Source organism: Pseudomonas sp. W2Aug9, assembly GCF_023127755.1.
GTDB lineage: Bacteria > Pseudomonadota > Gammaproteobacteria > Pseudomonadales > Pseudomonadaceae > Aquipseudomonas > Aquipseudomonas synxantha_A.
On record NZ_SPKL01000035.1, the window covers coordinates 232,207 to 244,722 of the forward strand.

12 protein-coding genes and 1 riboswitch are annotated in these 12,516 nt (G+C 61.4%); of the genes, 1 reads left to right on the forward strand and 11 read right to left on the reverse strand.

Annotated elements, in window-relative coordinates:
- Window positions 1-3: 3 nt before the first annotated feature.
- The 6 genes from E3O56_RS21795 to cobO are packed head-to-tail and all read right to left on the reverse strand — an operon-like array spanning window position 4 to window position 5,985.
- A complete protein-coding gene (locus E3O56_RS21795; protein ID WP_248128972.1) occupies window positions 4-1,455 on the reverse strand; it encodes a cobyric acid synthase in 1,452 nt (483 codons plus the stop codon).
- A complete protein-coding gene (gene cobD / locus E3O56_RS21800) occupies window positions 1,452-2,441 on the reverse strand; it encodes a threonine-phosphate decarboxylase CobD (protein ID WP_248128973.1) in 990 nt (329 codons plus the stop codon). Before cobD ends, E3O56_RS21795 begins: the two co-directional genes overlap by 4 nt.
- The gene (cbiB, locus tag E3O56_RS21805; protein WP_248128974.1) at window positions 2,434-3,342 is read right to left on the reverse strand and encodes an adenosylcobinamide-phosphate synthase CbiB; all 909 of its coding nucleotides are present in this window, start codon (window positions 3,340-3,342) and stop codon (window positions 2,434-2,436) included. The genes cobD and cbiB overlap by 8 nt, the downstream gene beginning before the upstream one ends.
- Entirely contained in the window at window positions 3,339-3,989 is a 651-nt protein-coding gene (bluB, locus tag E3O56_RS21810; protein WP_103733668.1) for a 5,6-dimethylbenzimidazole synthase, read from the reverse strand. Before bluB ends, cbiB begins: the two co-directional genes overlap by 4 nt.
- The gene (locus E3O56_RS21815) at window positions 3,986-5,377 is read right to left on the reverse strand and encodes a cobyrinate a,c-diamide synthase (RefSeq protein ID WP_248128975.1); all 1,392 of its coding nucleotides are present in this window, start codon (window positions 5,375-5,377) and stop codon (window positions 3,986-3,988) included. Before E3O56_RS21815 ends, bluB begins: the two co-directional genes overlap by 4 nt.
- Window positions 5,374-5,985 (reverse strand): cob(I)yrinic acid a,c-diamide adenosyltransferase, encoded by a 612-nt coding sequence (cobO, locus tag E3O56_RS21820; protein ID WP_005790169.1) that lies wholly within the window; start codon window positions 5,983-5,985, stop codon window positions 5,374-5,376. The genes E3O56_RS21815 and cobO overlap by 4 nt, the downstream gene beginning before the upstream one ends.
- Before the next feature lie 78 nt (window positions 5,986-6,063).
- A riboswitch (cobalamin riboswitch) is annotated at window positions 6,064-6,310 on the reverse strand.
- A 99-nt stretch (window positions 6,311-6,409) separates the two neighbouring features.
- Between cobO and E3O56_RS21825 the strand changes: the two genes are divergently transcribed.
- Window positions 6,410-7,723 (forward strand): sorbosone dehydrogenase family protein, encoded by a 1,314-nt coding sequence (locus E3O56_RS21825; RefSeq protein ID WP_248128976.1) that lies wholly within the window; start codon window positions 6,410-6,412, stop codon window positions 7,721-7,723.
- Between the two features lie 131 nt (window positions 7,724-7,854).
- Here the strand turns inward: E3O56_RS21825 and E3O56_RS21830 are convergent, their stop codons facing one another.
- The 5 genes from E3O56_RS21830 to E3O56_RS21850 form a co-directional block, all read right to left on the reverse strand.
- Window positions 7,855-8,394 carry a C40 family peptidase gene (locus tag E3O56_RS21830; protein ID WP_005790173.1) on the reverse strand — a complete coding sequence of 180 codons (540 nt, stop codon included), beginning with the start codon at window positions 8,392-8,394 and terminating at the stop codon, window positions 7,855-7,857.
- A 144-nt stretch (window positions 8,395-8,538) separates the two neighbouring features.
- A complete protein-coding gene (locus E3O56_RS21835; RefSeq protein ID WP_005790175.1) occupies window positions 8,539-9,168 on the reverse strand; it encodes an NlpC/P60 family protein in 630 nt (209 codons plus the stop codon).
- A 209-nt stretch (window positions 9,169-9,377) separates the two neighbouring features.
- Window positions 9,378-10,082: a DnaA regulatory inactivator Hda gene (gene hda / locus E3O56_RS21840; RefSeq protein ID WP_027603798.1), complete on the reverse strand. Its 705-nt coding sequence runs from the start codon at window positions 10,080-10,082 to the stop codon at window positions 9,378-9,380.
- A gap of 202 nt (window positions 10,083-10,284) precedes the next feature.
- Entirely contained in the window at window positions 10,285-11,358 is a 1,074-nt protein-coding gene (locus E3O56_RS21845; protein WP_005790179.1) for an AI-2E family transporter, read from the reverse strand.
- A 55-nt stretch (window positions 11,359-11,413) separates the two neighbouring features.
- The gene (locus E3O56_RS21850; protein WP_103733666.1) at window positions 11,414-12,454 is read right to left on the reverse strand and encodes a DUF2066 domain-containing protein; all 1,041 of its coding nucleotides are present in this window, start codon (window positions 12,452-12,454) and stop codon (window positions 11,414-11,416) included.
- Window positions 12,455-12,516: the final 62 nt, after the last annotated feature.

Here is a 12,516-nt window from a genome sequence, read left to right on the forward strand (position 1 = left end):
CCGTCAAATCCCGCACAATCGACGCAATAAATCCGTATCCAGGTGGTTCTCCACCAAGTCCGCCAACCGTTCGATATCACGCTCGCGCAACCCGTGATAATCCACCTCTTGCACCTCCTGCAATCCGGCCCACCGCAGCAAGGCACTGCACGCCGCCGGTGTTTCGAACAGCCCGTGCAGGTAAGTGCCGAGAATCTGCCCGTCAGCGCTCAGCGCGCCATCGCTGCGACCATCCTCCAGCAGCACCGCAGCGCTGAGCAGGGCATCGCCTGATGTCACACCCGCGTGAATCTCATACCCACTCACTTCAGCACCTTCGAGCACCAAGCGTCCGCGCACATTGCGCAGCTGCTTCTGCTCCTCCAGCGTTGTAGTAAACGCCAGCAGCCCGAGGCCGGCACTGGACCCGGCCACACCCTCCAGCCCAAGCGGGTCATGCACCTGCTCACCCAGCATCTGCAAACCGCCGCAAATCCCCAGCACCTTGCCGCCATAACGCAGATGCCGCGCCACGGCCGCATCCCAGCCATTGGCGCGCAAGAAGGCCAGATCGCTGCGTACGCTTTTGGAGCCAGGCAGGATGATCAGGTCAGCCGCAGGCATCGCCTGGCCCGGCCCGACAAACTGCAAATCCACCTGAGGATGCAGGCGCAGCGGGTCAAAGTCAGTGTGATTGCTGATCCGCGGCAACACCGGCACCACCACCTTGAGCACGTGGGCGGCCTTGTCGATCTGGCGCTGGTCGATGCCGTCTTCCGCTTCCAGGTGCAGGTCCATCACATAGGGCAACACGCCGACAACCGGCTTGCCGGTGCGCGCCTCCAGCCAATCCAGGCCGGGCTGCAACAGCGTGATATCACCGCGAAAACGGTTGATGATGAAGCCCTTGACCCGTGACTGCTCGCTGGGCGACAGCAATTCCAGGGTACCGACCAGATGGGCAAACACGCCGCCGCGATTGATATCGGCGATCAACAGCACCGGGCAATCCACCGCTTCGGCGAAACCCATGTTGGCGATGTCATTGGCGCGCAGGTTGATCTCGGCCGGGGAGCCCGCACCTTCGACCATCACCACCGGATAGGCTTGACTCAAACGTGCGTGGGAAGCCAACACCGCCTGCATCGCAATGGCTTTGTAGTCGTGATAGGCCACGGCGTTCATGCTGGTCACGGCGCGACCGTGGATGATCACTTGCGAGCCGGTGTCGCTGTTGGGCTTGAGCAGCACCGGGTTCATATCGGTGTGGGGTGCCAGGTTGGCGGCCTGGGCCTGCACTGCCTGGGCGCGGCCGATCTCGCCGCCTTCGGCCGTCACCGCGCTGTTGAGCGCCATGTTCTGCGGCTTGAACGGCACCACCGCAACACCCTGGCGCACCAGCCAACGGCATAGCGCGGTCACCAGGGTACTCTTGCCGGCGTCGGAGGTTGTGCCCTGCACCATCAGTGTACTCATGTGGCTTCCTTGTATGCGGCCAAAGCCTCGTCCAGCCGCAACCAGTCGGCTTCGGTGTCGGGCAAGCCGAAACGTACGCTGCTGTCGTGCACAAACAGGCGCAGCAGGATGCCGCGCTGGGCCATGAATTCGTGCAGGCGCTCGGCATGAGGCGTGATCAACCACTGGAACAATGCGCAGCCGCCGTGAGGTTGAAAGCCTCTGCGCTCAAGCAGTTCGAACAAGCGCTGGCCCGCTTCGACGCATCGATTGCGCTGGCGGGTGTGCCCATCCGTATCGCGCAGGCACACTTGGCCCAATACCCGCGTCGGCCCGCTGACTGCCCAGGGCCCGACCTGTTCGGCCAGCAACTTGAGCAACTTGCGTTCGGCCAGCACAAAGCCCAGGCGTACACCCGCCAGGCCGAAAAACTTGCCGAACGAGCGCAGTACGATCAGACCGACCTGATCTGCATGGCTCGCCAGGCTTGAATCAGGGGTCACGTCCATAAACGCTTCGTCCACCACCAGCCAGCCACCGCGCTGGACCAGCCGCGCGTGCCAGTCCAGCAAGCGTTGCGGGGGCAGGCTCAGGCCCGTGGGGTTGTTGGGGTTGACCACCACCAGCACATCGAGGCTGTCGAGAAAGAAGTCGACCTCCTGCTCCTGCACTTCACGCACCACATAACCGGCGCGGCGCCAGGCTTCGGCGTGCTCGGCATAGCAAGGCGAAAGCACGCCGACCTTGCCGGAGCGGCGCAGGCGCGGCAGTAACTGGATCGCGGCCTGGGAGCCCGGCACCGGTAACAACTGGGCGGCGCCGTAATACTCGCAGGCGGCCTTCTCCAGGCCGTCATCGGTTTCCGGCAAGCGGGCCCAGGCACGCAGCGGGATCTCGGGAATCGGCCACGGCCAGGGCGCCAGGCCACTGGACAGATCAAGCCAATCCGCTTCGGCAATCCCGTACTCAATCGCGGCCTTTCGCAGCCGACCACCGTGTTCAAGCATAGATTTGCGCCCCTACGCACAAGACCAGCAGCCACAACCATACGCCGCGCTGCACCAAGTGCCAGCCACGATCAATGGAGTCGGCATCGGCCGGCGGGCCTTCGCCCAACTGCGGGCGCTGATGCACCTCGCCGTGATAAATCGCTGCGCCACCGAGTTCGACGCCCAACGCACCGGCACCGGCAGCCATCACCGGACCGGCGTTAGGGCTGTCCCACGTCGGGCCCTGGGTTCGCCAGCATTTGAGAGACCGGCGGGTTTTGCCCAATAGCGCGTAGGTCAAGGCCACCAGCCGCGCAGGAATGTAGTTGAGCACATCGTCGATCTTTGCAGCCGCCCAGCCAAAACGCTTAAAGCGCTCGTTGCGATAGCCCCACATGGCGTCGAGGGTGTTGCTCAGGCGATAAAGCACCACGCCTGGCACGCCCGCCACCACAAACCAGAACAATGCGGCGAATACCGCATCGCTGCCGTTCTCCAGCACCGACTCGGTTGCGGCGCGCGCAACTTCGGTGCGGTCCAGTTCGCTGGTCTGGCGACTGACCAGGTAACTCACGCGTTTGCGTGCCTCATCCAGATCATCGCTGCGCAGGGCCTGGGCCACCGGCGTCACATGCTCGCCCAGGCTGCGCATGCCCAAGGCGCAGTACAACGCCAGGATTTCCAGGAGCCAGCCGATATATGGCGCCCACGATAACGCGGTGGCCAGCAAGGTCAGGGGCACTACTGCGATAAACCACGCGGTCACGCCATGGCTGCGCCAGCCACGCCCACCGCTATTGAAACGCTGCTCGATGCGCCCGGCGAAGTTGCCGAACGCCACCAGCGGATGCCAGCGCCTGGGTTCACCCAGCAGCGCATCCAGCGCCACCGCAGCGACACACAGCAAGGCCACACTCATTGACTCACTCCCCACTTGTTTTCATACAGCATGTCACTCAGCGGCCGCGGCTCGGTCCAGCCTTCGAGCTGCAACATCGGTGCCGGGTAGAACTCAGCCACCGGCCCCAGGCACAGTACGGCCAGGGGTTTCGCGCCGGCTGGCAAGCCCAGCAGTTCGGCCAACGCCAGGGGTTCGAACAGCGACACCCAGCCCATGCCCAGGCCTTCCACGCGCGCCGCCAGCCACAGGTTCTGGATTGCGCAAGATAGAGACGCCATGTCCATTTCCGGCAAGGTGCGGCGCCCGAAGATGTGGCGCTCGCGATCATCCATCAGTGCAGCCACCAGCACCTCGGCGCAGTCGCTGATGCCTTCGACCTTGAGCTTCATGAAGTCATCGGAGCGCTCGCCCAGGGCCTGCGCGGTGCGCGCGCGCTCTTCTTCCACCAACTGTTGAATCTGCCTGCGCAATGAACGGTCGCTGATGCGGATAAAACGCCACGGTTGCATCAGGCCTACACTGGGTGCCTGGTGCGCAGCCTGGAGCAGGCGGTGCAACAGTTCCGGGGCGACGCTGCCGCCGGTGAAGTGGCGCATGTCGCGGCGTTCGGCGATGGCGCGGTAAACGGCCTGGCGGTCGGCCTCGGGGAAGGCGTTGTCAGTCATGGCCTCATCGGGGGCAAGCCCCCTCCCACATTGGATTGGGTTTCAACTCGGTCAACTGTGGGAGCTGGCTTGCCTGCGATAGCGGTCTCAAGGTCTGGCGCGAACAACGCGGCCACCGCGCCAGGATTCGACGGAAAATAAAAGTGCACGTAGGAAGCGGTCAGCCGCCCTTGTCGGTAAACCGCTTCAGCCCCGCGCCCGCCGTTGGGGCTCAGGCCACGGGCGATCGGCGCCAATGCGGTGCTGGTCAAGGAGTGGTGATAAGTGTGCCCGCGCAACGTGCCTTCCGGCAATTCGACACTTTGCAGGGCCAGTGCCGCGAGTTTCTTTTGCATCACCGCATCGCCTGGCAGCACGCCAACCAGTTCGGCTCGGGCGCCCTCTACATCCGTCAGCGAATCGAGCAGATAGAGCATGCCGCCACATTCGGCGAGCAGTGGCTTGCCGGCGGCGTGATGAGCACGGATGGCCTCCAGCATCGAGGTGTTTGCCGACAGCGCCTGGTGGTGCAGTTCCGGATACCCGCCTGGCAGGTAAAGGCTGTCTGCCTGCGGCAGTTGGCGATCATGGATAGGTGAAAAAAACTCAAGCTCGGCCCCCATGGCCCGCAGCAAATCCAGGCTGGCGCCATAGGTAAATGCAAAGGCTTCGTCACGGGCGACGGCGATACGCACACCGGCAAGTAACGGTTCGGCCTTGATCACTTCGGGCGCGGCAAAGGTCACGGGCGGCGGCAGGGCCACTTCGCAGCTACTGCCCAATGCCTGGGCGGCAGCATCCAGGCGTACATCGAGGTCATTGAGTTCGCTGGCTTGCACCAGGCCCAGGTGGCGACTAGGCAGTTCGATACCGGTCTCGCGGGATAACGCGCCGTACCAACGCAAGCCCTCCGTGAGGCTGCCTTCGAGCAACTGGGCATGGCGCAAGGTGCCGACACGGTTGGCCAGCACGCCGGCGAACGGCAGGTCGGGCTGATAGCGCGCAAGGCCCAGGGCCAGGGCACCAAAGGTCTGGGCCATGGCAGTCCCGTCGATCACCCCCAGCACTGGCACGCCGAAGTGCCGCGCCAGGTCGGCGCTGGAGGGGGTACCGTCGAACAGCCCCATCACGCCTTCGATCAGGATCAAGTCGGCCTCCCCCGCCGCTTCCCACAGCAGACGACGACTTTCCTGCTCGCCCACCATCCACATGTCCAATTGATACACCGGCGCACCGCTGGCGCGCTCGTGGATCATCGGGTCGAGAAAGTCCGGCCCGCATTTGAACACGCGCACCTTGCGCCCCAGGTTGCGATGCAAACGGGCCAGCGCAGCGGTGACCGTGGTTTTGCCTTGGCCGGACGCCGGAGCGGCGATCAAGAAGGCTGGGCATTGGCGGGGCTGATTCAAAGTTCAACGCCCTTCTGTGCCTTGATACCGGCCTGGAACGCGTGCTTGAGCATGCCCATTTCGGTGACGGTGTCGCCCATTTCGATCAATTCAGGCTTGGCACCACGGCCAGTGACCACCACATGCTGCATCGGCGGGCGGGCTTGCAGGTCGCTTAGCACCTGGTCCAGGTCGAGGTAGCCGTGCTTGAGAGCGATGTTCAGTTCATCCAGCACCACCAGGCCAATGGAAGGGTCATTGAGCATTGCCCGGGACACCGCCCAGGCTGCTTCGGCGGCGGCGATATCGCGTTGACGATCCTGGGTTTCCCAGGTGAAGCCTTCGCCCATGACGTGGAAGCGAACTTGCTCGGGGAAGCGCCGGAAGAACAGCTCTTCACCTGTGCTGTTGCGGCCCTTGATGAACTGCACCACACCGCACTGCATGCCATGGCCCATGGCGCGGGCCAACATGCCGAAGGCCGAACTGCTCTTGCCTTTGCCGTTGCCGGTCAATACCAGCAACAAGCCGCACTCATTCGGCGAATTGGCGATGCGCTCGTCGATCACGGCTTTTTTGCGCAACATGCGCGCCAGGTGGCGTTCGTCGCGGTCGGGGGAATCGGTCATGGCAGCTCTCCGTTGGGGCTGGACAAAAACGGCGGGCAGGAAAAAGAAAAAACAGACAGCCAAGCATCGCCCACCGTGATGCTGTTGAATGTTCAAGGCCGGTCTCCGGACTCATGAGTGGCGCGTCTTGTCGAAGCAGCCGAGGGCGCGCCTTCCCATATCGCGGGCGATACAGTGGCAAACAGCACCGTCTTGACTCATTTACCGTTGCGGGGGCAGCGCCGGAATCGCGGCAGCACTGTGTACAAGTGCGCTCGCTCACCGGCTTCCCTGTTTCACCCTGTCGACGCGCACGCCACAGAGCACCTGGAACAAGCCGCGAAGGTTAGTGGGTTGGGGGTGGAGCGTCAATTAAAGCTGGCCTTGTACTTGAACCATCCGTACAGCGTGCTTCTCTACCCTTACAGGTATCAAGGAGAAAACCATGCCTAAAACCCGACTGGCCTTACTGATCATGCTCACCGGCAGCCTCGCCGCCTGCGGCGAAAGCTCCACCTTGCAAGTCTCCGATGGCACCGGGCCCTCGCCCAAACTGCCGGAGCCGAACAAGACGCTGATTCCCACCGTCAACATCGCCCCGGCGATCGGTTGGCCTGAAGGCGCCAAGCCAACGGCTGCCGCCGGCACCCAAGTGGCCGCATTCGCCGAGGGCCTGGAGCATCCACGCTGGCTCTACGTACTGCCCAACGGCGACGTGTTGGTGGCCGAGACCAATGCGCCACCCAAGCCAGACGACACCAAAGGCGTGCGGGGTTGGGTGATGGAAAAAGTCATGGGCCGCGCCGGTGCCGGTGTGCCGAGCCCGAACCGCATTACGTTGTTGCGCGATGCCGATCATGACGGCGTGGCCGAAACGCGTACAGTATTTCTGCAAAATCTGAATTCGCCGTTTGGCATGACACTGGTGGGCAACGACCTGTACGTGGCGGACTCGGACAAGTTGCTGCGTTTTCCTTATCAGCCAGGTGAAACTGCAATCACATCCCAAGGCACCACAGTCGTGGATTTGCCAGGCGGCCCCTTGAACCACCACTGGACGAAAAACGTGGTGGCCAGCAAGGATGGCAGCAAGCTGTATGTAAGCGTCGGCTCCAACAGCAACGTTGGCGAAAACGGCCTGGACGTCGAGCAAGGCCGAGCTGCAATCTGGGAAGTCGATCGCGCCACCGGCCAACACCGCATTTTTGCCTCCGGTCTGCGTAACCCCAATGGCATGGCCTGGGAACCACAGAGCGGCAAGCTGTGGACGGCGGTCAATGAGCGCGATGAAATCGGCAGCGACCTGGTGCCGGACTACATCACCTCGGTCAAGGATGGCGGCTTCTATGGCTGGCCCTTCAGCTATTACGGCCAGCATGTGGATGTTCGCGTCACGCCGCAAAACCTGGACTTGGTTGCCAAAGCCATCGCGCCAGACTACGCGGTAGGCCCGCACACCGCTTCACTGGGGCTGACCTTCGCCGAGGGCAGCAAGTTGCCTGCGCAATTCAGCAACGGCGCGTTTATCGGCCAGCATGGTTCGTGGAATCGCAAGCCGCACAGTGGCTACAAGGTGATTTTTGTGCCGTTTGAAGGGGGCCAGCCGAAAGGACAGCCGGTGGATGTGCTGACGGGGTTTCTCAACAGCGACGAGAAAGCCATGGGCCGGCCGGTGGGCGTGGTGATTGATCAGCAGGGTGATTTGCTGGTGGCTGATGATGTGGGCAATAAGGTGTGGCGGGTTTCTGCAGCCAAGTAACCCATCTCAAGAGCATTGCAAATAATGTGGGAGGGGGCTTGCCCCCGATTGCGGTCTGTCAGCTGAGTATGTGCCGACTGTTACACCACTATCGGGGGCAAGCCCCCTCCCACACTGGATCTATGTACGACTCAAGGGTTGCGTGCCAGATTCCCCGGTAAAACCCGCTTGGCACTCAGGTAGGCATTCTGCCAATACGCTTTGGATAGCGTGTCGAGCTTAACCGTACCGCCGGTTTGCGGCGCATGCACAAAGCGCCCTTCCCCGACATAGATTCCCGCATGGCTGACCCGTGAACCACCGCCTGTGGCGAAGAACAGCAAGTCACCGGTTTGCAGGTTCTGCTCGCTGACGTCCTGGCCACGCATCACGATCAGTTCGCGGGTGGTGCGCGGCAGGGAAATGCCGGCGGCGTCGCGGAACACAAAGCCGATCAGGCCACTGCAATCAAACCCCGAATCCGGTGTGTTGCCGCCCCAGCGATAAGGCGTGCCGACCAGGCCCAGCGCACGGAAGAGCACGTCTTCGGCAGCAGGCGAAAAATTCTGGGTGGCGTAGTTGAATACCGGCTTGGGCTTGACCGCTACAGGCGCGGGCGGCGGTGGACGGCTGGCGCAGGCGCTGAGCAGCGCGGCGCAAACAATGAGCATCAGGCGGGCCGAGGTCGACATGTGCAGAACAATCCTGGTCTGGATGCGGCTTTCGCTGCCGAACGTTGAAAACCAGAACGCGCAAGCAAAGCTCGCGCGAACGGATAACAACAATGTCCAGGGATTCTAGCGCTTACACGTCAAACTTCAAGTATCACTTTAACTTTACTTACTAGCGGTAACCGTAGTCGGGGCCATGGCGAGTGCGCGCTTGGCTTCGATGAAGGTTTTGCTCCAGTAGCTGTCGCCCAGGTTATCGACCCGAACACCACCGCTGCGGCGGCTGCTGGAGTGGATAAACTGGTTATCGCCCAGGTAGATACCGGCGTGGCTGACACGACCACGACCACTGGTACTAAAGAAAAGCAGATCGCCCGGCTTGAGGTTGTTGCGTGCGACCAACGGTGCATCCACGTTGATCATTTCGCGGGTGGAGCGAGGCAGGTTCATGCCAGCTTCTTCACGAAACAGATAACCGATGAAACCGCTGCAATCGAAACCGGCTTCAGAGGTGCCGCCAAAACGGTAACGAGTACCGATCAGGGACTTGCCGCGTTCAAGAATGCTGTCGGCCAGAAGGGGCAGCTGGTAAGGCTTGCTGTCTGAAAACTCGGCGAGTTCTTTTTCGGTTGCCATCTCTTCTTCATAAACAGAAGCAGACTGTGCAGCAACGAACTTGGCCTGATTTTGAACCTGTGGTTTGGGCTGTTCTGCCACCTGTTGAGGGTGGGAGGCGCAACCAAACAATAGGGTAACGAGTGCGAGAGGCACGAGGGGTGCGAAGCGATTTAGCATGGGCACGACCGTGGCTGATGTGTAAAGAAGCCGAGACTATGCCCTCTATCACATCGATTTGCAAATTCAATCGTGATCTATGTGACTTATTGTTTGGACTATGCCATCTAAGCCGTAATTCCATTTATCACTGCACTTGCGTGGCCCGCTGGGCTCAAACGCAGGTTTTCTGGCGCCCGTAAAATGCCGATTAGTGGCAAATCAACGCCTTACCAACCCAGCGTTTCTTTCAGAAAAGGAATCGTCAATTTTCTTTGCGCCTGCAACGAAGCCTGGTCAAGCTGCTCAAGCAAATCGAACAGCGCGCTCATGCTGCGGGTGCCACGAGTCAGGATAAAGTGCCCGACTTCGTCGGTCAGGTGCAGGCCACGTCGGGAAGCACGCAGCTGCAGGGCACGCAACTTGTCCTCATCGGACAACGGGCGCATCTGGAAGATCAACGCCAGGGTCAGGCGCGACTTGAGGTCGGCCAGCTTCACCGGCAGCTCACGAGGCGATGTGGAAGCGGCGATCAGCAAACGACGACCGCTGTCGCGCAGGCGGTTGAACAGGTGAAACAGCGCTTCTTCCCAATCCGCCTTGCCGGCCACCGCCTGCAAGTCGTCTAGGCACACCAGTTCGTATTGCTCAAGGTTGTCGAAGATGCCGATGCCGCGGTCCATCAACTCGGCCAGGGGCAAATACACTGCCGGCTCGCCCATCTGTTCGAAACGCAGGCACGCGGCCTGCAACAGGTGGGTACGCCCCACGCCATGCTTGCCCCACAGATAGATCAGGCTTTCAGTCCACCCGGCGTCGGCTTCGCAAAGCCGCTCCACATAGCCGAGTGCAGCGGCATTGGCGCCTGGGTAGTAATTGATAAAGGTAGCGTCATCACGCAGACGCACACCTAGGGGCAGCTGAATCGGTTTCATGCTGACTGAACGGCTCCCATCGAACCGTTAGTGGCCTCTGTGTAAAGTTTGCAAAGTTTATACCCGTGACGCCGGGTGCACAATGCAGCAGACCACAAGCAAAATCAAAGGTTTGCGTTAACTTGGCGGTTTCACGCGGATTGTTTGACGCACCACCGCCAGAAACAACAAACCCGGCCTTGGCCGGGTTGTGACATTGCGATTACAACTCGGGCTCATCAACGCCCGTATACACGTCCGAATCCTTGTACAAGTCGTGAACATGACGCACCAGCACCATGATCACCGCCGCCACCGGCAGCGCCAGCAGAATGCCGGTAAACCCGAACAACTCGCCACCCGCCAGGATCGCAAAGATCACCGCCACCGGGTGCAGGCCAATCCGATCGCCTACCAGCAACGGCGTAAGTACCATGCCTTCCAATGCCTGGCCGACCATGAACACCGCGACAATCCCCAGCATTGGGTAGAGGTCGCCGCCAAACTGGAACAGTCCGGCCACCAGCGCCGCACCGATACCAATCACAAAGCCCATATACGGCACGATGGCTGCCAGGCCTGCGATCAAGCCGATCAACAGCCCCAGCTCCAGACCGATGGCCATCAAGCCAGCTGCGTAGATCACCCCCAACGCCAGCATCACCAGCAACTGACCGCGAACGAATGCCCCCAGTACTTCATGGCATTCTGCAGCAAGGGAGACGATGCGTTCTTCACGGTCACGGGGCAGCAGGCTGCGGATCTTGGCCATCATGATGTCCCAATCACGCAGCAGGTAAAACGCCACCACCGGGATCAGCACCAGGTTGGTCAACCAGCCGATCAGCGCCAGGCTCGAAGCGGTTGCCTGGCTGAGCACCACCGTGACGATATCGGTGGTCTTGTCCATATGCTCGCTGATGGCCGCCTTGACCTTGTCGAACTTCCAGAACCCATCCGCCAACCCGAACTTGGACTGGGCCCACGGCATTGCCGTGTGCTGCAACCAGTCGAGCATCTGCGGCGCCAGCTCGTAGAGGCGAAACAGCTGCTTGGCCAGCATCGGCACCAGTATCAACACCAGCGCCGTGATAATCAGCGTGAACAGTGCGAACACCGTGACCACGCCCAAAGTACGCGACATACCGGCTTTTTCCAGGCGATCCACCACGGGATCGAACAGATAGGCGAGCAACAGCGCCACCAGAAACGGCGTCAGGATCGAATGCAGCAAGAACACAAAACCGCACAGCAGGACTATCCCGCCAAGCCACACCCAACGACGCGTATCCGCCATAAACCACTCCATCTATTATCGACGCCCTTCTTCTATATAGAAGAAGGAGCACTATTTACCAACGAAACCGCAGTTGCGCCTGAGGCTCAGGTACAGCAGCCGGTTGCGTGCCATCGACCACAGGTTGCTGGGCCGGGGTTTCACCTGCGGGAATTTCCTGCAACTTGGCCAGGCTCAATTGGGTACGCAGCTGCTCGGCACTGCCGTTGACGCGATACACAATGCGATTGCCGTCCACTAACTGCGGCTGACCGCCAAAGGGCTCCAGCAACCGGCCCAGGGCGGCGTAGCGCTCCAGGTTCATGCCTTGCACTTCCAGCAACTGCTCGCTGCTCACGCCAGGCTTGACCGCAAAGCGCGGCGCCAGCTTTTGGCTGACCTCCAGCAATACAGCATCTGCCAGTGCGGCAGTATCAGCGCCTTGGACGGTACCTTGCTCAGACTTATCGCCCAGCCACAGACGCCATTTGGCCTGCCACTGACTACCTTCCTGGCGCGCATGCACAGCCAGCAACGCATCGGCTCCGTAGCGCTCGGAGGCTGCACGCAAGGGCGCAGCGTCCGCGCTTTCCAGATTCGGTGCAGTGGCAACCACTTGCTCATCCAGGTCGCCCAGCGGCAGGCGCAACGGCAAGCCACGGTGTTGCGCGGCGCGGCGCAGTGTCTGGGCAACCGCCTGGCCATCGCCGACCAGGCTGCTGCCTTCGGTGGAATCGTTCAGCCACCAACCGAGAATCGACGGCCGATTACTGCCCCAGATCGACAGGCCGGCATCACGCAAGGCGCGGTCGGTGCTGACCGGGTCGAAGTCCACTTGCAGGCTCTCGGGCGGGCCCGCGTCGTAGCCATATTGGGTGATGATTTGTTGCGGGTCCTTGCGGATTGCCGCCAGGCCCGGGCCATCGGCGGCCTTGGCGTCGCCGGTGAGGCGAATCACCAGAGTCTGCACGGCGCGCTGGGTGGCCTGGTCACGCTCCTGGGGCGACTGGCTGCTGACCGGTTCGAGCACTTGATAGAGGCCATTGAGGGTTTCGGCATGACTCGCCAGGCTGACCAACGACAAACAGCCCACAAAGAAGAATTTACACAGACGCATGGAAGATTCCCGAACGACAAATTTAGCGGCTGGAACAGACCGCGTGAATCGGTTTAGCCAGG

Bases quoted from the DNA above. Each gene is read 5' to 3' on its own strand.
- E3O56_RS21795 (WP_248128972.1), bottom strand. From the start codon at position 1,455: ATGAGTACACTGATGGTGCAGGGCACAACCTCCGACGCCGGCAAGAGT.
- bluB (WP_103733668.1), bottom strand. From the start codon at position 3,989: ATGACTGACAACGCCTTCCCCGAGGCCGACCGCCAGGCCGTTTACCGC.
- cobO (WP_005790169.1), bottom strand. From the start codon at position 5,985: ATGACCGATTCCCCCGACCGCGACGAACGCCACCTGGCGCGCATGTTG.
- E3O56_RS21835 (WP_005790175.1), bottom strand. From the start codon at position 9,168: ATGCTAAATCGCTTCGCACCCCTCGTGCCTCTCGCACTCGTTACCCTA.
- hda (WP_027603798.1), bottom strand. From the start codon at position 10,082: ATGAAACCGATTCAGCTGCCCCTAGGTGTGCGTCTGCGTGATGACGCT.
- E3O56_RS21830 (WP_005790173.1), bottom strand. From the start codon at position 8,394: ATGTCGACCTCGGCCCGCCTGATGCTCATTGTTTGCGCCGCGCTGCTC.
- E3O56_RS21825 (WP_248128976.1), top strand. From the start codon at position 6,410: ATGCCTAAAACCCGACTGGCCTTACTGATCATGCTCACCGGCAGCCTC.
- cbiB (WP_248128974.1), bottom strand. From the start codon at position 3,342: ATGAGTGTGGCCTTGCTGTGTGTCGCTGCGGTGGCGCTGGATGCGCTG.
- E3O56_RS21845 (WP_005790179.1), bottom strand. From the start codon at position 11,358: ATGGCGGATACGCGTCGTTGGGTGTGGCTTGGCGGGATAGTCCTGCTG.
- E3O56_RS21850 (WP_103733666.1), bottom strand. From the start codon at position 12,454: ATGCGTCTGTGTAAATTCTTCTTTGTGGGCTGTTTGTCGTTGGTCAGC.
- cobD (WP_248128973.1), bottom strand. From the start codon at position 2,441: ATGCTTGAACACGGTGGTCGGCTGCGAAAGGCCGCGATTGAGTACGGG.